We start from the raw sequence: 21,048 nt of genomic DNA on the forward strand, positions 1-21,048 counted from the left end.
TAATTAATATATTCATTAACTAATTTATAATTTCATAAATATTATATCCACCTAATTCCACCTTCGTCAATTGTTTTACGTAAATTCCCGGCAAAAATTTACGGTGTGTTGCAAAACCTGTTCAACTTAAGTAATATATTCATTAATCATAATTAGGAAAAGGCGTGTATAATATGAAACTTGACCTTTCACAGGAGTCGCTTCCTGTCTATGAGGCTCTCGCCAGTCCAGTACGCTTACGCGTACTGCGTTTATTGACGGAACGACCGATGAATATTAAAGAATTGGCCGCGAGCACAGGCCTATCGAGCGCGATCATGACGATGCATGTCCGCAAGCTCTCCGAAGCGAGGCTTATTGCGACACAAATGATGCCCGGCAAAAGCGGTCTGCAAAAAATCTGCTCGCTGGCCGTCTCCGCGGCGGAAATCCATTTTCTCGGGAACGCTCTCCCGTCCCGTCAAAGCCATCGCGTTGAAATCCCGGTCGGACATTACTCCGATTTTTATATTGAACCGACCTGCGGCCTGGCGACCACCGACAAAATTATCGGCAGCTTTGACGATCCCCGCTATTTCTGGGAGCCGGAGAGAATCGAAGCCGCCGTATTATGGTTCAATAAAGGCTTTATTGAATATAAAGCCCCGAACTTTTTGCTGTCGAGCCAACAGCCTACAGAGCTGGTGTTGACGATGGAAATAGCCTCGGAAGCACCCGGTACCAATAACAATTATCCTTCCGACATCACCTTCCGGTTTAACGACATCACATTAGGTACCTGGACGAGCCCCGGAGACTATGGAGATCAGCGTGGCAAATATACACCCGAATGGTGGCCTTCCCAGACGAATCAGTACGGTTTGCTGAAACAACTGCGTATTACCGGCAAGGGTACGTATATGGATGGATTGAAGCTATCGGACATTACGCTGCAGGATATCGACATTCGCCGGAGGCAATGGACCTTACGGCTATCCGTAGAGGATGAGTCGCTTCATATCGGGGGCCTGACTTTATTCGGGAAGGGCTTCGGCAACTACAACGATCATTTAATATTGGAGCTGTTCTATACGGAAGTATAAGAAGCCCGGCTTACCGCCGGGCTCGAGGATCCTATATTTCAATTTGTGCTCAGAACGATATGGCAGGCGGTCAGTTTCGGAATCTTGTAAGTAAACTTGTTATTCTCGATATCGCTGACCGGCTGACGCTCCGTAATCGCCGCGTTCTCACCGTCGAACGCCCAGACACGGGCCGACTTGTAGCGGGTTCCGCCGGCAATATTAAAGCTCGCGTTCATTTCGAAATCATTGTTTTTGTTCAGTACGATAAGATGCAGGTTATCGTCGCTGTCCCGGTATACGGACCCGTAGACCGAACTGTTTTCGATATCGGAAGTCTCGGCTTTCACCTTCGTATCGCCGAACTTGGAGTGATTGCCGTCATAGTCGTTATACAGTCTCATTGCCAAAGTGATATACGCGGAAGGTTCCACCCCGCCCGTCATTCGCCAAAAATGAGCCATGTACACGCCATACTTGCCGTAGATCCCCAACACATCCGCCTGGGCGATCCCGCCGTATACGTTGTTTTCCGCGCCATAATTATATTCCGTAAAGGCGAGCTTCGTGCCGGGATAGTACGTATCGATCGATTGCCGCAATTTCGGAATCAGCGGAAAAAACTGACTGTGAAACAGGAAGAAGCGGCTGTTCGACTCGGAATAGCTCGGATCCCACAGCTGACGCGGGGCTTGCATGCGGGCCAGGTTTGTCTCCAGGACGTTGTTGGATTCCAGCTCCTGAATACGGTGTCCTCCCGCAGAGGTCTCCGGATACCAATGGATATCCAATACGTCGAGCAGGCGCTTGCCGCCCGGCTTTTCGCGTTCCACCCGGAATTTGTCGAGATAATAATCAAGATACCAGTCATAGTTGCCTTGCACCTGCGGCCAATCCGGGGCCGCTTGCATGCTGTACATATCGTCGAAGCCAAAGGTAGCCGGACCGAAAATTTCAGCATGCGGATCCACCTTCTTGACGGCTTTGGCCGCCGACAAGCCCTTGTTCAAGACCTCTTCCGCACCCGCCGGTCCAGGATGTATATACTTGTGGTTATCGACCCACAATCCCGGCTCGTTATCGAGCTCGTATCCGCGAATTCCCGTTTTGGCCGAAGCGTCCCCGTGCTTTTTCACCAGGTAGTTCACCATCTCATCCATATATACCGCATTGTCATTCAGATTCGGGGTCACGTCAAAGGGTGCGCCTTTTTCCGGCTTCACTTCAACCCATCTCGCAGAAGGCGCCTGTTCGCCTTCACGCACATATCCGTCCGCATCCTTCGCCGCATAACCGGCGATCTGCAATGAAGCGAGCGTGTATGCACCGTATTGCAGCGATTTTTGGTGGAAGCCGCTGATGCCGATCCCCGGCTCCGTCGGTTTCGCGCTCCACGGCACACCGCCGTAGTAGTGAGCAACGTAGTAATCGCTGTGATAATTTTCATCGTGGCCTGAGTTTGAAGCGTTGTTCTCCCAGTTATAGGTGGTTAAACGGTTCCCGCCGACACGGCGGGAGGTCCATTTCTCCGTGTTCGTCAAATCGTCATTCGTGCCGTAAATGTAGGGACTGATCGGTGCGCGGTCCTTCGACGTGTCCACGTCGATCCGTACGTCGAACGGTCCCGTTGGCGTCCGTGTCGTGTTCTGCGTCAGCAGATCGGTCCAAGCGCCAAGTGTAGCGTTTTCCTTGGCACGGACCCGGTAGGTATGCGCAGAGCCCGGTTCAAGATTTTCGTGCGCATAGGACGTCTCGAGACCATTATCCGATACTTGACCGTCCACTTCGATGTCATAACCCGTGATTTCCGCGTCCGGTGGAGCTCCCCAAGTCAATTTGATGGATGTATCCGTTTTGGTAGCACGGATGTTCACGGGTGCCGCTATGGCTTGCTCTCCCGTCGTTTTGACTGTGACGAGGCCGCTCCAGGCGCTTTCTTGTGTTGCCGTTTTCGTCTTCACTTTGTACGTGTGGCGGCTTCCCGTTCTCAACCATTCATGAGTGAAGGAGGTTCCCTCTACCTCGTGCGGGATTCCATCCGCTTTAACCACATAGGAAACCGCTCTATCCACCGGCTGCCAAGAGAGCGTTATCGCCGTATCCGTAGGACTTGCTTCGATCCCGGTCGGAGAAGAAGGCATATCCAGCGGTTCCGGTTCTTCGCCCCACACTCTCTTGTCATTCAAATAGGCGGGCACTTTTGCCGTTACCATTGAATTTTTCGAGCCTGTAAACGAGTAATCATTGCTTTGATCGAACTTAGGGTAATCTTTTTTATAGATCCACGACCCGATGATCACCGATCCGCCCGGGCTCAAATTGCCGGCTTCCGGTTTAAAACCGAGCTCCAAATACGTGTCGGCTTTTGCCGAAGGGATCGGCATCGTAATAAAGCGCGGAACCACGCTTTCTTTTGCCACCGTGCTCCAAAAACCGATGTTCAATGGAATATCTTCGTCATCCACCGTAAAATAATACCGGACTTTCAGGTCACCCAGTTTTATCGGCCGACTTCCCGTATTCGTAACTGTAAAATTCGGACCCAACATGGAAGTGGATGGATCCGATGGATCCGAAGATACCTCCACCTTGATGTCGGATGCCGGAGTAGTTACATCGGACAGTGTCCGTGCCGTTACAAGCGGGCTCCACTCGCTGGCCGTTTCGGCATTCCTCGCCCGAATGCGGTAACCATGCTGCGTATCCGGCTCCAAACCCGTATGCCGGTAGTTTGTAACCGCACCTAAAGTAAGTACGGCTCCATCCGCTTCCAATTCATAATACGTCGCTCCGGTAACGGAATTCCACTGCAGAGCGATGGCGGCTTGTTGCGGTTCGGCCGTCAATCCGGTTGGCGCCGGGAGCGATACCGGCCCTGTGCCGCCGCCTCCAACCTTTAGTTGCGCCGCTCCGGCGAACCACGCATCCACGTTCGAACTCCAACCCGAACCGAAGACGCCGAAGCTGACAATATAATCGCCCCGGGCCAATGTGGCGGGAATGTTCCAGACGACCGGTACCGTCTTCGTTTCACCGGCCACGACGTGAACCGGATCGATAATGATTCGGTCGACCCGCTTCAGGGATGCGTCGTAGATCCCCAAATCAAGCATTAGAGCGGTCGACTCCGAGGAAGTGATATGGACCTGAATCGTCGTGCTTGATCCCGGCTGGACTTCCCCGCTCTCGCCGGTCGCCGTCGCGGTCACCTCCGTTTTCGCCAGGGCCGCTTGCGGTTCTGCGGCGAAAAAGCTGCTAAACAGCATCAAGAACGCCAGGGCTGTCGCGGTCCATCGACTTCTTGCGGGTATGGCAATTTCCTTTTTCAACTCCTAACCAACTCCTGTTCCTCATAGTTTTCGTTTGCGTTGCCGCGAGGAACATCTTAGCACGGTCTTTTTTTGGATTTTGTATGGCAGGTAACAGATTTCCAAATTTAAAACCTAAACTCCATCGGCGTAAATCTGATTCCGTTGACCGTCCTCTCGATCCCGGTCTCCGTAAAACCAAGACGGCGATAAAAAGGAACCGCATAGCGCGAAGAATTGACCGTAATCCGTTGTATACCAGGGAAGCTTCGGCATCGTTCCTCCACGGTGCGGAACAACCGGTTGGCCATCCCTTGCCGGTGGTACTCTCGTTTAACAAAGAGCAAGAATAAATGATTCTCTCCCAAAGTGGCTATAACGCCAGTCCAATCCCCTTTTTCCTTACTCCCCCAAAAGTGGAGCTCCTCTTCTCTAAACCCATCTATCACATTCTCGTATGAGATGACCTTTTTAAAAGCCTCTACCCCCTCGTCGGTAGACTCCGGAGCTTCGAATTCCTCGAATACGCACCATACCAGCTCGAGCGCTGTCCGGATATCCTTTTCCTGCAGCCTGACGATTTCCATATTCCATCCCTCCACAAGCTATTAATTCCATCATCCGGGGTCGGGGAAAAAATTGCAATAAAAAAGAGGCGATGGCTAATTTCGTGGCCTCCGCCTCAAGTTTGTATACCGCCGCGGTTCTCAAATCTAAACAACCTTGAAGGGATACGGCTTTTTGGTTTCGCGGTCCGCGATGCTTACCATTACCGACTCCGGTTTAACCCTCGCGATCAACCCCATCGCTTCAATGCGACCCACCATTTCAGCTAAATAGGCAGCGGTTTTATTCTTGGGTTCGCTGCCGCCGTCAATATCTACGATGAACCGGATATCCGCGCCTTGTTCCATATGCGGCAAGATTATATTTTCGAGGACGGCTCGTTCTTCATAACCAAACTGCGCAGCAATTTCCTGACTGAAGGAGGTTTCCAATGACAATTTCTCCTGGACAGAATAGATTTCCCGGGGCAAGATTACCTGACGGCTGCATAACCAAGCTCCCCTTCCGACACGGTACACTACAATGTAGGTGACAAATTTGGTGTGTCCCGGATGCGTCTGTGCGTCGGTCGTGATCACGAGATCATATACGCCTCTCGGATCGGCTGTCATGAACCGGGAAATCCGATTCAGCACGTCGTTAAATTCCAGATTCTGCTCCGTCGTATTCCGGAAGGTCGTTTCATGAATGAATGGGTATTGTCGTATTTTTCTTTTCATGGGATTCACCTGTACTGCAAGGCTGGCTTCTTCCTTTCGCTTTGGATTTTGGTTCCTGGAACGGGACCGAATTTTTGCCCAACGAGCGGCAATGTTGGTTTTTTATACTTATGTTATTATGGCCGCCAAGTGAACGGAAATGTGCCGAGCCGGATTCGAACCAGCGCTCTTTTCACGGACCAGATTTACAGTCTGGCGGTTTCAACCACTCACCCATCGGCACTTATTAAGAATTGGCAGGGGCCGTGGGCATCGAACCCACCTCAGTCTGCTTTGGAGGCAGACTCGCCGCCGAGGACATGGACCCCTATTTGGAGAAATATGACGTGGACGGGGCTCGAACCCGCAAATCCCGGCGTGAAAGGCCGGTGTGTTCTCCAATTTCACCACCACGCCATGTAAAACTGTGTTGTTGGACTACGGTAAATCCTGGCTTGGAGCGGGCTTATCTCCCGCTGATTTTTTACAGCTTGTGTTTCGTTCGACCACCATAACTAACCCGGACAAGTGACCGACTCACACTTTGCGAACCGTATGTTATGTACTTTTGGTGCGGCCGGTGGGACTTGAACCCACAACCGAAGCTAACGCTTCACGGGTTTTTAAGACCCGCATGTCTGCCATTCCATCACAACCGCATGGCTGCCTCTCCAGGGCTCGAACCTGGGGTCGCGGCTTCAAAGGCCGCTGCCTTACCGGCTTGGCTAAGAGGCAGTATTGGGAAATTAACCGGTACACACGTTCCCTCATAGGGATCAAAAAAAGACTACTCCCCTTCCAAGCGTTCCATTGAACCGGCCTCATTCAACTTCATGAGCTGACGAAGGCAAGCACAAATGGACCACTTGCGAAGGTGCAAGCAGCCTTTTACGTACAAAGCTATGGATCTACGGATTTGGATTCAGAACGGTCCGCAATTCACAATCACGTCAGTACCGTTCCTCCTCTTTTCAGGATGATACGGACTAAACGCGGTACGTAAAAGCTACTCTTGATCGGCTCGAGATAGGCCTCATACAGGCCGGCCAATAACTCGCTAACTTCGCATTCGCGCCAATCTTGATTGGACGGATGCATCTGATTGAAAATAGTCTCGACGTAATGAGATTTTAACTGCTGTTTCATAACCTATCCCTTCCTTTCTTCGTAGATTTGTCGTACTTTCGTTACCCGTTTCACTTTCACACATTATCGCTTTAACGTTTTACCGTTTTGCTGATTCGATAATATCACAGTGTTTTTTTGGATGTCAACCCTTTTTTTACTTTTTTTCGATAACATAGATACAAAAAAGCCGCCGAGTTTCCTCAGCGGCCTTATATCCAAAACATATAGACATATTTTTGAATGCCTACGCAGTCCCTGTACGAGTACAGGAGGATATTTCGAACACTCCGCGTGAAGAGGATGAAGATCTATTCAGGGCACGAAGAAATAAGCGGCTCTCCTCATAAAGGGACCACTGTTCCAAGTTTGGAATTTCAACGAAAAACATCCGTGTTTTCATCCTAGTTCACATCCTTTCCTGCGAAGCTTCCATAATTTTCATCAGATTAAAGCAAGAGCCCGTTTTTTGTCAAGCAAAAAATATAAAAACGGTGATCCCCTCTCCTCCTAGCTCATTATCTGAGCCACTATAATGCGATGACCGTCGGGATCCAGCAGGGCCGCTTCCTTCAAATCGGGAAAATAGTCGGGCTCCCCCGCCAGTTGAAACCCCTGACGCGCGATATATTCCAGCGCCGCATCAAAGTGTTCCGTTTCGAAATATAAAAGCTCCGTGATTGCACCGCCATCCATAAAGCGGTTCCGATCAAGCAAAAGTGCGGCGCCATCAGCCATGGGAACCGAGTATATCGCTCCGCCTGCCGCGGAAGCATCATACGGGACGCCCAGCAGATCGGAATACCAGCGTGCCGTTTCCGGGATATGCTTCACGTCCACAAACACCCCGCCTATTTTCGGCAAAATCGGGCTTTGCGCCATGAGCTCAATGTCCTCGGCCGAAGAAGCGGTCCAGCAAACCATCTGCGCATTGCCTTCGGCGTCGCGGAAATTGAAATAGGCCATCGTCCCGTGATATTCAGGCTCGAGGATGATCTCTCCCTTCTCCTGGACATAACGGTAAGCTTCCTCCAAATTTGAGGTTTTGAACATCATCCTAGGCCTCATGCCTTCATCCCACTTTGGATTCTGCCGGTTTGCCGTATTCGAATCGAGGATCAGGTGAGTTCCCTCAAAATCAAACCAATACACGGGTCCTCCGTTAAGCCGCTCCTCCACAACCGGAAGGCCTAACAAACGGCTGTACCATTCCGCGGATTTCCGTAAATCCGTAACATGAACAAACACGCTGGCAATCCGGTTCTCTAAAGGGGAAGTCGACGAGGACTCAAAGATGACGCTTTCATGGTTTTTCAGTTGAATTCAACTCCTTGGTTTCATTCTCTACACTGATAAAATCCAAAAATTTGATCTAAGTCTACCATAAGCAAGGGCATCCTTCCATGGTTCCCTCTTACTTCCTGCCGGATAGGCATTATTGTCAAAAATAAAGAGCTGCAAGAAATGATTTTCTTGCAGCTTTATCTTACAACCGTGTCCGCCGCAGCGGCTCAATAAATACCCCGTCAGATCAGGACAATTCGCGGACCAGCTGGCCGAGGACATCATTCAGTGGTGTTAGCGGCCGGCGAAGCACTTTCTCGAAATCGTCGCTCCGGATCTCCAAATCTCCTTCCCGAATGCCCTGTTGAATGCTGACCAACATTGGGATGACGAAGTCGGGAACACCGGCATGTTTCATGATATCCGCATACGTCTCATCATCTACTTGTTGCACGGGAACTTCTTTTCCCAGCACCTCGCCGATCACCGATGCCAATTCTTCTTGCGTGAGCAGTTTGCCGGATAGCTCATAGATCGTATTTTCATGGCCTTCTCCGGACAATACCGCTGCCGCGGCTTCCGCGTAATCCTGTTGCGAAGCCCATCCGACTTTACCTTGACCCGCCGAAGTCACCCATGGCGCCCCCGCGAAAACCCCTTGAATGCTCGACATTTCATTCTCCAAATACCAATTGTTGCGTAAAAAAGAGTATGGAATCCCCGTTTTCATTATGGCTTTCTCCGTCTCTTTGTGTGTAGGAGCAAGGAAGAGCTTGCTGTCCTGAGCATTCGCCAAACTGGTGTAGGCAATGAATCCCACCTTCGCCCGGACGGCGGCTTCAACGGCGTTCGCATGCTGACGGATTCGGGTTTCATTGTCCCCGTCCGCGGAAATGATCAGGATGCGGTCCACTCCCGCAAAAGCCGAATCCAGACTTTCGGGAAGATCAAAATCGCCTTGACGGACGTCCACACCCAAGGCCCGCAAGTTCTCCGCCTTCTCCGGGTTCCGGACGCTAACGGCCAACTGATTGGCGGGTACGGTCTTCAGCAGATGTTCCACCACTTTCTTGCCCAGCTTTCCTGTGGCGCCTGTAACTAACATCTTCATATTTCATTCCTCCAATAAATTGTTGTAATATCTCTTGTTATAACTATGTAAGTTACAACAAATCTATAAAATAAGGCCTCATTAAGAGGCTTATTTTCAGTTGAATTTATGGATCAATTGATCCAACGTCGTTTGTGCCAACCTTTGCTCCATCGCGGTTTGGGCCTCGGTCAACTCCTCTTGCAGCACTTTCTCGATATTCCGGCCCACTGGACATTGAATATTGGAATTCTCATGAATTCGAAAAAGCCGGTTCTCTTCCGTCACATTGACGGCACGATATATATCAAGGAGCGTGATCTGATCCGGTCCCCTTAGCAATGCCGCTCCTCCTACTCCCGGACGGACATCCACAAGCCCCGCCTTTTTTAACATGCCCATAATTCTGCGGATGACCACAGGATTCGTATTCACGCTGCCGGCGATAAAATCTCCTGTACAGTCCACGGGACTTACGACAATTAGGGAAAGGGTATGCACCGCTATAGAAAAACGCGTGCTAAGTTGTTTCAAGGAAACCACCCTCCTGTTGTAACCATTATAGTTACCACTATTGAGAATGTCAATTTTTTTCGCATATTCATCGGACTATGACAGGAGCTGTCACTATTAGGAGATATACTGATAACAAACCTGATCCGAAAAAAGGAGCCGGGTTAATATCCACTATTCGAGGAGCTGATTTATCGTGTCTTTTCAAGTCACCCCCTTCATTATGCTAAACGGCCAAGCCGAGGAAGCCATCCGGTTTTATGAAACGGCTCTGGGAGCCAAGACGTTGTTTAAGCAAACTTATGGGGAAGCGCCGGACGCCTCCGCAAATCCCCTTCCCGCCGAATTCAGAAACCGTTTAGCCCATTCCGTGTTAAAAATCGGGGATGCCGACCTTTTTGTGGCTGATTCCCTGGAAACCGACAAATCCGCAGAGCACAACGAAACCGTCCAAGTATGCATTACAACACCGGATGCCGTGACGACCCGACACTTCTTCGACGCCTTGACGCAAGGCGGGAAGATCGTCTTTCCTTTGCAGCAAGTTCATTTCAGCCCGGCTTACGGCATGGTTAAAGACCGCTTCGGAGTTACCTTCCATCTCTTCACGCAGCGCCGTTAACCGGGAGAAGCGCAGCCGGGCCTCCCGGCCCGGCCGCTTTCTAAAATTCATTCGCGTCTCTTCGTGTCGAGCCTAATTATCCCGAACGATGATATAATTCAACAAGTGCTTTAAAAAACCGGTCTTCAGCGGAAGTTCCTTCACCGCTTCCATGGCAAGGCAGTAATGCTCCCACATCGCCTGGCTGGCCCCGTCCCGTCCCAGAATCGTTACAAAGGTGGAGTTATTGTTTTCCACATCTTTGCCGGTGGGCTTGCCCAGCAATTCAAGATCTCCTTCTCCATCGAGCAAATCGTCTTTGATTTGAAAGGAGATTCCCGCATGATAGGCTACCTTTTTCAACAATGCGATTTCAGGTTCTTTTACCTGTGCAAGCATGGCGGGGGCGACGAGCGAAACTTCAAAAGCAATGCCCGTTTTATAAAAACAAAGCGTGTTTAATTCCTCCAAAGCCAGTACTTTTCCCTTCGAATTCAAATCCATCGCTTGGCCCATACAGATTTCCCCGGCCTTCCGGGATAAATACCGCAATAGTCGGAGTACGGTTTTATGATCAAAGCCCTCCAAAGATGCCTGCTCTTCTATCGCTTTCTGAATAAGGTAAATCCCCGTCAATTCAGCGATCGCACTGTTGTGTACCTGATGAAGCGTCGGTCTCCCCCGCCGCGTAGTCGAATTGTCTTGCGAGGGAAGATCGTCAAATATCAACGATGCCGTGTGCATATATTCCAGCGCTCTAAATAAAGGCGTTAAGGCGGAAGCGTCAAGACCGTATTCTTTTACCCCCATGACCCATGAGAGTACGGGCCGGATTCGCTTGCCGCTGCCCTCCAGACTGTAGTTGGCCGTATCGATCAGCAGTCCGTTGGCATCCGCCAAAGATTCAGGTTTCGGGATCTTCAACCATTCGTTGATTTGCCTGCGCGCTGTTTGAATCGTAGTGTGGAAATCTTCCTTCTCCCTGTTACTGGTTCTCATTGTAAGGAGCAATTGATCACGCAGCAACTTATCAAAAAAGTCCACATCCTCCGCTTTTCGGACCATGAACTGAACGAGACGGTTCAATTCCGGCATTCCGGCGGCGAAGATCTCCATGATTTCGTTATATTTCTTCTGACCGACCCGTTTTTGATATCGTTTTAAGCCATTGATCGCCCGATCCAGAATGACCTCGCACGTTAACGGGTCCGATTGATAAACGTGGTGTATCAGATGAGATATGACGGTCCAATATAATTCAAACGGGTTGATTAAATCGGGCCGTTCATGGCGATAGGTTAGATAATAGGTGTAAGGGGTAACCGCTCCGTCCCGCAAATCGTCGAACATGTCAGCAAAATCATCGGCCAACTGATTGTACAATCCATAATAAAACACCCGCTGATCAAAGCCTTCATCCTTCGGGGCGCTAAGAACGGAGCGGACGATCAGCCGGGAGGAAGCGGCTTTGATGATGATGGGCAAATACAGATCTTCATTGCTATAACCCGGTTCGGTTAAATCCTTGAGCCTGTCTACGTCCTGGGAATGAAAGAATACGTAAGAGTGTTCATAAAAAATATCCCGCGTCTCCTGACGTTGATAATTTTTGATATACTCATAAGCCTCCCCAAGCTCGGCATGAACAAAACGAACCAATTCGGGGTTATTGCCGGTCCACTCCCCGAGTTCCGGCACGACACCGCTGGACAATGTGGTGCGCAGGATCGCGGAATACCGTTCTTTATCCTCGTCCAGCAATGCCCCGGAATCCAGCAGATCATCGATAAAAGGATAGGTTAGCCCGTAAAAATAACCGAGCCGGATGGCCTCATCCAATCTCCGGGAGCGTTCTTCAGGAGGAATTTTCACCTCGTCCATTTCATCCAGGGCGTGCATGACGACGCCAACGATGATTTTAATCAATTTACGCTCCGCTTCCTCAGCGTTCATCTCTTTGGGGATTCGGGGAGAGACGCCTTTGATTTTGTTGATCACCCAAATGGCCGCATTTTCTACGCCTTCCTTTTGAGCCCACCGGTAGAACGCCGCCAGACTGATAAATTCCGGTTGGCGCCCCTTTTTTGCTTCGGAAGGATCGATAAGCAGCTTCTTCATGTCGTCGATGAAACGGTTGACCTTAACTTTCGTCCGATCGGAGTTCAGATCTTTTCCCAAATCCCGCAAGTAGATATAGGAAATGCTGCGTTCCAGATAGCTGTCCAGTTTTCCGGTATAGTTCAGCCAAGTGATATATCTATGAAAATCTGTCGAATCCGGCTGCTTCTTTACACGTGAAAAAAAGGACAGCATCGAACCGGTCCGGACATGCTTCCTTTTCCACTTCTGAAAATCCTCGATTAGCGCAGGGATAAAGGTCTTTTCTTCTACTTGTACCCGCAGTCTCGAAAAATATTGAGCGGCCTTATCCTCGGCCCGCCTGTACCAAGCCTCCGCTTGATGGGTTCCCGCTTTGCTCATCCGATGTTATCCCTCAGCTTGTATATAGAAAATTTAAATGATTAGGATCTAAAGTTGTTATTCTAGATTATTATACACGAACCCCTATGAAAAACCGACTCCGGACTGTTTTTTCTTCTGGACTAAAGTCTAGGTATTCGCCGGTTCCCGCGGTTATACGCTATAATTTACTTAAGACGCCGGGTGATACTCCCGGAAACGGAAGGTGAGTAACGGACTTGCGCTTATTTTCATATTTAAACTCTTTTGTGATGGCCTGGCGGGATTATCCTTTGGAAGCAAACCTTAAGCTGGCGGAGCGGTATATCGTTAAAGAGCTGATTGGTGAAGGAAGCTATGGCTTAATATATAAATGTAAAGACCGGATCAGCGGATCCTTCGTTGCCGTAAAACAGGCAAGGCCCAGCAAAGGCCTCGGGGCTACGGGTTTATTGGAAAGAGAAGCGGATATTCTGAGAACCGTTAGACACCCGCAAATTCCCGAATACCTTGACCTGTTCAAAGCAAAGAACGGTACCTTTTTGGTCATGTCTTTTTTGAGCGGCGATACGTTCGAAGACTTGATTTTTGATCAAGGCCAGCGGCTGGCCGAAGAGGATTGCGTCCGTTATACGCTAAAATTGCTTGAACTGGTGGAACATATTCACAGCAAAGGCATCGTTCACTTGGATCTCCGCATCCCGAACGTGCTCGTGAACGATGGCCGCCTGCATCTGATCGATTTTGGGCTGGCCCGAAGGATCGGAGAACCCCCTCCCCGGGTTCCCCCTCCCGGAAAGGGTTTTCGTTTAAAGCGCCAATCTCCCGCTCAATTCAAAGCCGCAGAAATCCAGGCCGATCTTGTTGACATCGGGCATTTTATGCTGTTTTTGCTTTATTCCTCCTATGAACCGGACAATACCGCAGCCGGAGGAACGAGCGGCCGGAGTTGGCGGGAAGAATTGGACCTCTCCAAGGAACTTCGAACGATCCTGGAGCGCTTGCTGAAGCTTCGGCAGCCGTATTCTAGCCTTTCTTTACTTAAAGAAGATTTGTGCAGACTTAAGTTCTCCCCTGGATGAACATTCCCTGATCTACCAAAAGTTGAAGGTGCCGTTCCATCTGTGATAATATCCGAATAAAGTTAAAGTATATTATTATGAACAAGAAAGGTGGACGTTGAAGATGCTAAGAAAATTGATCGACAAGCTTTTGCACTCCTCCTCTCATAGCCATCATCGAAGGCATAACAGCAGCTCCGCGAAACACTACGGTAAAAAGTACAGCAGCAGCCACGGGTATTCCCGGCACCGGGGCTCCTCCTCCGACTATCATCACCGTCACGGAAATCTGGGGCACGGCTATTACAAATCCAGAAGGGGCAGTTCGAGTTAATATGATAAATACCTTACTATTGGACGAACATTTCCGGAAACAACAATTAACTGAGGGGCTCGCCTGGCATTGCGAGCCTCAAAGCTGGTTTATTGATGCGGAACTTAGCCAGCTTGTATTGCATACCGAGGAGAACACGGACTTTTGGCAAAAGACTCACTACGGTTTTCAAGCGGACAGCGGTCATTTCTTATATGCGACTACTAAGAATAATTTCAGAATGACGACCAAAGTCATCGCCCGGCCGAAATCGCGATACGATCAGGCTGGGTTAATGGTCCGGTTCTCGGAGGATCTATGGATCAAAACCTCCGTGGAGTACATATCGGAAGGGACCGGAAAACTCGGAGCGGTGGTGACAAACCGCGGATATTCGGACTGGTCGACCCAATCCGTTTCGCTCTCCGGCGGCGAAATCGAGATGTTCTTCCGGATTTCCAAAATCGGTCAAAACAGTTATGCCGATTATTCCTGGGATGGAGAGCATTGGTCGCAAATCCGCGTCGCTCACTTGGATCTTCCTGCGGGTGCCCCGGTTTATGCCGGATTGTACGCCTGCAGTCCCCAAGGCAAGGAACTGGAGGTCCGATTTGACTTTTTGATCCTCGAAGAGCTGGGCGACGACCCGAATGAGGCGTACCTTTAATAAAAACAAGCTGGACTGAGTCAAATCTTCGGCGAAAGGTCGAAAGATGATACAAAAAATGGCCTCCGCAAGCGGAAGCCATTTTTTGTATTTTTCTTGTCTATTTTCAATGTGCGTACGGGATTAATAAGGAACCTTGAACATGTAACGTCTCGTTTCAAGTGCGTGTCCGGTTGCGGCCGCTAGTTCGACGGCGTAAACGCGAAGAACAAAGTTCAGCAGCAGCGGCGCAAGATATCCTTTCAATTCCTCATCGATTCCACTCATGTCGAATTCCTTGGCATCGAGAATCAACAGTTTCTTGCCATGCTCCTTAAGAAATTTATGCGCTCTTTCTTCCATCGGGCGGGTTTCGTCAAGCCCTTTCAGAAGAATAAACGGTACGTCCTTATCCAGAATTTCAAACGGTCCGTGGAAGAATTCTCCGGCATGAATCGCATGGGAATGTTTCCACTGCATCTCCATCAGAATACAGATCGCGAAGGAGTAGGCTATTCCGTAGTTCACTCCGCTTGCCATCGTGTAGATGACGGACTCGTTTTTAAAGGCTTGGGCATAAGCTTTGGCGTTCTCCAAAGACTGCTCCTTCGCTTTCTTCAGCACTTGACCGAAGTTGTTCAAGCTGCTTAGCAGCTTCTCGTATTTCTTGTTTCCTTCCTTAACAGCCAACAGCCCCATCGTCAAACGATACAATACCGCATAGTTGGCGATTTCCGGATGGGGATCCAATTCCCCCGGCGGCGCCCAGCTGTAATTTACAATAAAGTCGGACTCTTCGGCTAATGGAGCGGTCTCGACATACATCAGCGAAACGGTGAGCGCTCCCTTTCCTTTGGCAAATTTGGCCGCTTCGGTCGTTTCCGGCGTTTTTCCCTTGTGGGAACAAAGGATAACCAGCGAATCGGAACCCAGCGTTGCGGGATTGCGGTAAATAAATTCGTTGGAGTTGTAAACTTCCGCCGTGATTTGGGTCGATTCCCGGTCAATGAAATATTTGCTCGGATACATCAAGGCGGAGGATCCGCCGCAAGCCACCAGAAATACCCGGCGGATTTCTCTTTCTTTATAGGCCTCAATGATTTGATTCACTTGCTCCTGCGCTGTAGTCAATACATTTGCTACGCTCATGATCTCGCCTCCATAGTTAAGTTGTTATATGTTGTATTATATATACATATACATTTTTTCGCACAAAATGTCAACTTCTTATTCCGTTTTTTCTCTCCCCAGCTATCCCTGGACTTGTCATTCGATAGGGATCCAGGATAGTTTCCAGCTGTTTTTGATCGATCAAATGATGAGCGAGCAACAGCTCGCGAACCGTTTTCCCCGTTCTTAGCGCTTCCTTGACAATTCGGGACGATGTCTCATAGCCGATATATGGATTCAGCGCGGTAATCAGGCCGGTGCTTGAATTCACATAGCCGCTGCAGCGTTCCTCGTTGGCCGTTATTCCCTCAAGGCAGTGGGTTTTAAATGCGCCAAAGGCGTTTTTCATAATCTCCAGCGATTGCAGCAAATTGTAAACAAGCACCGGCTCCATCACGTTCAGCTCCAACTGGCCGGCTTCGGAGGCCAGGCAGATCGTAAGATCGTTACCAAAGACCTGAAATGCCACCTGGTTGATGACCTCGCACATCACGGGGTTTATTTTCCCGGGCATGATCGAGGAGCCCGGCTGACGGGGCGGCAAATGTATCTCGCCAAAACCCGAGCTTGGTCCCGAAGCCATGAGACGCAAGTCATTGCAGATTTTAGACATGTTCAGCATGCAGATTTTTAGCGCGGCGGACAATTCCGTGAATCTGTCCGTATTTTGAGTCGCATCAGGCATGTGCTCCGTAAGGCGGAGCGGCAAACCGCTAATCTTGCCCAGCGCTTCGACTACCCGCTCGATATACCTCGGATCCGCGTTGAGACCCGTACCTACCGCAGTCGCCCCCATGTTAATCGTCAGCAAATGCTCCCTAGCGCGTTTAATTCGCCCGATATCCCGGAAAAACACTCTGGCGTAAGCCCCAAACTCTTGGCCTAATCGGATCGGTACCGCATCTTGAAGGTGAGTCCGCCCCATTTTGATCACGGAATCAAATTCCTCGGCCTTTGCATGAAACACCGCATACATGGATTCCATCTCGCTTAATAGATCCTCCATTAAACCAAGTACCGCGATTTGCGAAGCCGTCGGAAAACAGTCATTGGTAGATTGCGACATATTGACATGCGTATTGGGACTTACCCGGGTATAATCTCCTTTGACTCCGCCGAGAAGCTCAATCGCCCGATTGGCCAGTACCTCATTGGCATTCATGTTTATCGAAGTTCCCGCTCCCCCTTGAATCGGATCGACCACAAACTGGTCATGGAAGCGGCCTGCCCGGATCTCCTCGGCAGCCTGCTCGATGGCCGTGCCTATTTCGGGCTCCAGCCTCCCCGTTTCTCGATTTGCCTTCGCGGCTGCTTCTTTCACCATGGCCAGGGCACAGATCAAACGTTCATGAATCCGGTAACCAGTGATTGGGAAATTTTCCACGGAACGCATCGTCTGAATTCCATAATAGGCATCAAGGGGCACCTGTCTCTCTCCCAAAAAATCCATCTCGATTCTATGTGATTCCGGCAGCATGAACCATCTCTCCTTCCTCTGGCAGCGATGCGCTAAAATCGGAAGGGACTCTTTTGGCCACGCCCGTTTTGAGCGCAGCCCGGATCACGGCTTCCCTGACCTTAACGACGACCCTCTCGTTGAAAATGCTCGGCACGATGTACTGTTCATTCAGCTCGGATTCGCTTATGACATCCGCAATCGCTTTGGCCGCCTCCAGTTTCATGGCCTCGTTGATCAGGCCCGCTCCACAATCCAGCGCACCGCGAAAAACGCCGGGAAAGACCAGCACATTGTTGATTTGATTCGGATAGTCGCTGCGTCCGGTTGCAAAAATCCGCACATGCGGCATCGCTTCTTCCGGGGAAATTTCCGGCTCGGGATTCGCCATGGCGAAGACGATCGGATTCTCCGCCATAGCTTGGATATGTGAAGCCGACAACACACCGGCCCGGGAAACTCCTATAAATACATCCGCCCCTTCTATCACGTCCGATAGCTGACCCGCCCGATCTCCCACCTGCGGCTGCTCCGCCAGCCAGCTCCACATCGGATGCTCATAGCTGCCGCCGCGGACGATTGCTCCGCTCCGGTCCACGGGGATCAAGTGCTTGACACCGGCGGAAATCAGCATTTTGCAGATGGATACGCCGGCGGCACCGACGCCGTTCACGACGATCTTAACCTCTTCCATCCGCTTTCCGATCACCTTCAGGGCATTCATTAACCCGCCGATAACCACAATGGCCGTGCCATGTTGATCATCGTGAAAAACCGGGATGTCCAGCTCTTCCTGAAGTCTGCGCTCAATCTCAAAACAGCGCGGCGAACTGATATCCTCCAGGTTGATACCACCAAAAATAGGGCTTATCGCCTTGACCGTGCGGATAATCTCCTCCGTATCCTTCGTATCCAGACAAATCGGAAAAGCATCCACGTCCGCAAGCTGTTTGAAAAGCATGGACTTTCCCTCCATCACGGGAGCCGCGGCACTAGGCCCGATATCACCCAATCCCAGCACCGCGGTGCCGTCGGTCACGACCGCCACCGTATTCCTCTTCAGCGTAAGGGAATACGCCCTTTGGGGATCTTGAGCTATCGCGGCACATACTCTGGCTACGCCTGGTGTGTAAACCCGGGATAAATCCATATTGGTCTTGATCTGCATGGTAGGCTGAATGGAAATTTTTCCGCCCAGATGGGCAAGAAAAACACGATCGGAAACCTCAATGATCCGGATCCCATTCAACGATTCCAGTTCTTTCAAGATCCCTTCGTAACCATCCCGTTCCAATTGAATGTCAACGTCGCGGATGGAGGAACCGATATCCGAGCGAATCGTCTCCACGGACACGATATCACCGCCGAGTCGGTTGACGATCTCCGCCACATCGCCGAAGCCGGCTTTTGCGTGCAGCAGTTCCAATCGCAGCCTCAGATTTTCATATCCCATTCGCCTCTCTCCTATCCCAGAGACCTGCTATTATTATAAGGTTGAATTGTTCAGCTTCTTGGGCTTGATTGTACAGATGCAGCGAAAATTTCCGCAGCGCCTCCGATATATAGATGCCTCCAAATTTTTAGCGGTACACCCGTTCCATCCTTTTGGCCAATAGGGAAAGCGGATAACAGATCAGGAAATACACGGCAAGCACCAGGGTATACATCTGCGTAGCGATCGACAAGCCTTCCAATAGCTCGACCCGCTCGATAACGAGCTGTACCGATTTCAGGAAGTCCAAATTGCCGATCAGGACGGAGAGTGACGTCGATTGAATAAGATTGGACATCAGTCCGATGACGGAGGGCAGCATCCGCCGTATGGCTTGCGGCAATATCACATAACGCATCGTTTGAATGGGGCTTAGCCCGAGCGCCATTCCCGCTTCCGTCTGCGTGGGAGGTATCGATTGAATAGCCCCGCGCACCGCAACGGAAATATTGGCGCTGCTCCATAGACTGAGCGCGATCATCGCGGAAATGTAACTGTTGACTTGAACGCCCATTTCCGGAAGCAGGAAGAACACCAGGAACAACGTAATTACGATCGGCAGGCCGCGGAATAGCTCGGCGTATCCCTTCATGATCCAGACGATAACCTTATGGTTTGCGGTTTGCAGCACACCGACGATCATGCCGAGCAGCAGGGCAATGCCAAGGCAGCTGAGGCTTAATAAGATCGTATTAATCAACCCGTCGAGGAGAAAGTTTGAATTTTTCGCTAATACTTCCATTTCGCCCCCTGCCTTTCTTTGCTTTTTTGTAATCCAGCTTGCGCTCGATACGCCCGAACAAATACGAGGTGCCCCAAACCAGCAGGAGATAGATAACCGCTATCGTAATCAGCATTTCATAGGTTTTAAAGTCGTAGGCGATCCGATCCATCGCCGCAAAAGTCATTTCCGCAACGCCAATACTTGTCATATAGGCGGAGTTTTTGATCACCGATACGGCGGTGTTGCTGAAAGCGGGAAAACTGATCCGAAATCCCAATGGAACGATAATATGACGGACGATCTGCCAGGTGCTGAGTCCGAGCGATTGACCGGATTCAATCAACGCATGCGGCACGGCGTCGGTTCCTCCGCGAAAGTTTTCGGCCGCAAACGCCCCGCCCCATAAGGATAGGGCTATGATGCCTACCGCAACCGCAGACAGCTTAATCCCGAAGGCAGGCAGGCCGAAATAGAGGAAGAATACGTGCACCAATAGCGGGGTATTCCGGATCACGTCCACATAGACGGCTACAATTTGGGATAAAACCGGGATTTTCAAGGTGCGGACGACGGCGCCGCTCATTCCTATCACCAGCGACAATAGAATGCTTATGACGCTGATAAAAAGGGTCATTTGGAGCCCCGTTAGCAAGAGGGGCAACGCGTTGATGATATAACCGAAATCAAAACTCATGCCTTAGCACCTCCTCATGGTGTCATCTTACATGGCATTTTTAAGAAATTGGCGGGTTCGTTCTTCCTGCGGATTGCCAAACACCTGCTCCGGCGGCCCTTGTTCCACGATAACGCCTTGGTCCATGAAGATAATCCGATCGCCGACATCGCGGCCGAAGCCCATTTCATGGGTAACGATCAGCATCGTTGTGCCCCGAGCAGCCAGGTCCTTCATGACATCCAGCACATCGCGTACCCGTTCTGGATCGAGCGCGGACGTAACTTCATCGAACAGAAGCACTTCGGGATTCATGACAAGCGACCTTGCGATCGCTACGCGTTGCTGCTGGCCTCCGGAAAGCTGCGCGGGATAACTGTTCGCTTTATCCAGAAGTCCGACTTGATCGAGCAGTTCGCTGGCCTGGGGCAGCACTTCGCTCTTCGCCCGTTTTTGCACCTTCATCGGAGCGAGCAACAGGTTTTCCATGACCGTCAGGTGAGGAAAAAGATTGTAGCTCTGAAATACCATGCCGATTCTTTGCCGGACCTTTTGCAAGGATGAAGGTGTGTAATCGATCTTTTGGTCGTCGATGTAGATCTCTCCATCGTTCATGCTCTCCAAACCGTTTATACAGCGCAGCAGCGTACTTTTGCCCGAGCCGCTCGGCCCGATAATCACGATCACTTCCTGGGAATGGACGTCGATATCGACACCGCGAAGAATGAGGCTATCCCCAAACTGCTTCTTCAGATTACGGATGGATAATTTCGGTCGCTTCGTTTCCATGCTGTCCCCTCCCTGTT

General features: G+C 50.4%; 19 protein-coding genes and 5 tRNA genes. 5 read left to right on the top strand and 19 right to left on the bottom strand.

The window, feature by feature from the left end:
- Window positions 1–173: 173 nt before the first annotated feature.
- Window positions 174–1,082, top strand: coding sequence for an ArsR/SmtB family transcription factor (locus V4U88_RS17955; protein WP_334074614.1), 909 nt, complete (start codon window positions 174–176; stop codon window positions 1,080–1,082).
- A gap of 38 nt (window positions 1,083–1,120) precedes the next feature.
- Here the strand turns inward: V4U88_RS17955 and V4U88_RS17960 are convergent, their stop codons facing one another.
- The 12 genes from V4U88_RS17960 to V4U88_RS18015 form a co-directional block, all read right to left on the bottom strand.
- A complete protein-coding gene (locus V4U88_RS17960) occupies window positions 1,121–4,390 on the bottom strand; it encodes a glycoside hydrolase family 44 protein (RefSeq protein WP_334074615.1) in 3,270 nt (1,089 codons plus the stop codon).
- 107 nt (window positions 4,391–4,497) lie between these two features.
- Window positions 4,498–4,956 carry a GNAT family N-acetyltransferase gene (locus V4U88_RS17965; RefSeq protein ID WP_334074616.1) on the bottom strand — a complete coding sequence of 153 codons (459 nt, stop codon included), beginning with the start codon at window positions 4,954–4,956 and terminating at the stop codon, window positions 4,498–4,500.
- A gap of 126 nt (window positions 4,957–5,082) precedes the next feature.
- Window positions 5,083–5,655 carry a ribonuclease H-like YkuK family protein gene (locus V4U88_RS17970; protein WP_334074617.1) on the bottom strand — a complete coding sequence of 191 codons (573 nt, stop codon included), beginning with the start codon at window positions 5,653–5,655 and terminating at the stop codon, window positions 5,083–5,085.
- A 140-nt stretch (window positions 5,656–5,795) separates the two neighbouring features.
- Window positions 5,796–5,878 (bottom strand) — tRNA-Tyr (locus V4U88_RS17975).
- 11 nt (window positions 5,879–5,889) lie between these two features.
- A tRNA-Trp gene (locus V4U88_RS17980) sits at window positions 5,890–5,964 on the bottom strand.
- Between the two features lie 13 nt (window positions 5,965–5,977).
- Window positions 5,978–6,051: transfer RNA gene (locus V4U88_RS17985), tRNA-Glu, on the bottom strand.
- 152 nt (window positions 6,052–6,203) lie between these two features.
- A tRNA-Leu gene (locus V4U88_RS17990) sits at window positions 6,204–6,293 on the bottom strand.
- Between the two features lies 1 nt (window position 6,294).
- Window positions 6,295–6,369: transfer RNA gene (locus V4U88_RS17995), tRNA-Gln, on the bottom strand.
- 210 nt (window positions 6,370–6,579) lie between these two features.
- Window positions 6,580–6,780: a hypothetical protein gene (locus tag V4U88_RS18000; protein ID WP_334074618.1), complete on the bottom strand. Its 201-nt coding sequence runs from the start codon at window positions 6,778–6,780 to the stop codon at window positions 6,580–6,582.
- 489 nt (window positions 6,781–7,269) lie between these two features.
- Complete coding sequence (locus tag V4U88_RS18005) at window positions 7,270–8,007, bottom strand: VOC family protein (RefSeq protein ID WP_334074619.1); 738 nt, start codon at window positions 8,005–8,007, stop codon at window positions 7,270–7,272.
- 283 nt (window positions 8,008–8,290) lie between these two features.
- Window positions 8,291–9,154 (bottom strand): SDR family oxidoreductase, encoded by an 864-nt coding sequence (locus V4U88_RS18010; protein ID WP_334074620.1) that lies wholly within the window; start codon window positions 9,152–9,154, stop codon window positions 8,291–8,293.
- Window positions 9,155–9,250: 96 nt separating this feature from the next.
- Entirely contained in the window at window positions 9,251–9,667 is a 417-nt protein-coding gene (locus V4U88_RS18015; protein ID WP_334074621.1) for an Rrf2 family transcriptional regulator, read from the bottom strand.
- Between the two features lie 175 nt (window positions 9,668–9,842).
- Between V4U88_RS18015 and V4U88_RS18020 the strand changes: the two genes are divergently transcribed.
- The gene (locus V4U88_RS18020) at window positions 9,843–10,268 is read left to right on the top strand and encodes a VOC family protein (protein ID WP_334074622.1); all 426 of its coding nucleotides are present in this window, start codon (window positions 9,843–9,845) and stop codon (window positions 10,266–10,268) included.
- Window positions 10,269–10,340: 72 nt separating this feature from the next.
- Here the strand turns inward: V4U88_RS18020 and V4U88_RS18025 are convergent, their stop codons facing one another.
- Window positions 10,341–12,728 carry a polyprenyl synthetase family protein gene (locus V4U88_RS18025; RefSeq protein WP_334074623.1) on the bottom strand — a complete coding sequence of 796 codons (2,388 nt, stop codon included), beginning with the start codon at window positions 12,726–12,728 and terminating at the stop codon, window positions 10,341–10,343.
- A 272-nt stretch (window positions 12,729–13,000) separates the two neighbouring features.
- On the opposite strand from V4U88_RS18025, the gene V4U88_RS18030 reads away from it, so the two are divergent.
- The 3 genes from V4U88_RS18030 to V4U88_RS18040 all read left to right on the top strand — a co-directional run bounded on the left by V4U88_RS18030 (window position 13,001) and on the right by V4U88_RS18040 (window position 14,748).
- Entirely contained in the window at window positions 13,001–13,789 is a 789-nt protein-coding gene (locus V4U88_RS18030) for a serine/threonine protein kinase (protein WP_334074624.1), read from the top strand.
- Window positions 13,790–13,892: 103 nt separating this feature from the next.
- On the top strand, window positions 13,893–14,102 hold the full coding sequence (locus tag V4U88_RS18035; protein WP_334074625.1) for a hypothetical protein: 210 nt from the start codon (window positions 13,893–13,895) through the stop codon (window positions 14,100–14,102).
- Between the two features lies 1 nt (window position 14,103).
- On the top strand, window positions 14,104–14,748 hold the full coding sequence (locus V4U88_RS18040; protein ID WP_334074626.1) for a DUF1349 domain-containing protein: 645 nt from the start codon (window positions 14,104–14,106) through the stop codon (window positions 14,746–14,748).
- A 123-nt stretch (window positions 14,749–14,871) separates the two neighbouring features.
- Here V4U88_RS18040 and V4U88_RS18045 read toward each other — a convergent pair whose 3' ends face one another.
- The 6 genes from V4U88_RS18045 to V4U88_RS18070 form a co-directional block, all read right to left on the bottom strand.
- Window positions 14,872–15,858 carry an SIS domain-containing protein gene (locus tag V4U88_RS18045; protein ID WP_334074673.1) on the bottom strand — a complete coding sequence of 329 codons (987 nt, stop codon included), beginning with the start codon at window positions 15,856–15,858 and terminating at the stop codon, window positions 14,872–14,874.
- A gap of 88 nt (window positions 15,859–15,946) precedes the next feature.
- Window positions 15,947–17,374 carry an aspartate ammonia-lyase gene (gene aspA, locus V4U88_RS18050; protein WP_334074627.1) on the bottom strand — a complete coding sequence of 476 codons (1,428 nt, stop codon included), beginning with the start codon at window positions 17,372–17,374 and terminating at the stop codon, window positions 15,947–15,949.
- Window positions 17,355–18,806, bottom strand: a complete 1,452-nt coding sequence (locus V4U88_RS18055) for an NAD-dependent malic enzyme (RefSeq protein ID WP_334074628.1) — start codon at window positions 18,804–18,806, stop codon at window positions 17,355–17,357. Before V4U88_RS18055 ends, aspA begins: the two co-directional genes overlap by 20 nt.
- 127 nt (window positions 18,807–18,933) lie before the next feature.
- Window positions 18,934–19,545 carry an amino acid ABC transporter permease gene (locus V4U88_RS18060; RefSeq protein WP_334074629.1) on the bottom strand — a complete coding sequence of 204 codons (612 nt, stop codon included), beginning with the start codon at window positions 19,543–19,545 and terminating at the stop codon, window positions 18,934–18,936.
- Window positions 19,538–20,263 (bottom strand): amino acid ABC transporter permease, encoded by a 726-nt coding sequence (locus V4U88_RS18065; protein ID WP_334074630.1) that lies wholly within the window; start codon window positions 20,261–20,263, stop codon window positions 19,538–19,540. Before V4U88_RS18065 ends, V4U88_RS18060 begins: the two co-directional genes overlap by 8 nt.
- A 27-nt stretch (window positions 20,264–20,290) precedes the next feature.
- Entirely contained in the window at window positions 20,291–21,031 is a 741-nt protein-coding gene (locus V4U88_RS18070) for an amino acid ABC transporter ATP-binding protein (protein WP_334074631.1), read from the bottom strand.
- Window positions 21,032–21,048: the final 17 nt, after the last annotated feature.

This window comes from Paenibacillus sp. A14 (genome assembly GCF_036864815.1).
Taxonomy (GTDB): domain Bacteria; phylum Bacillota; class Bacilli; order Paenibacillales; family Paenibacillaceae; genus Fontibacillus; species Fontibacillus sanfengchensis.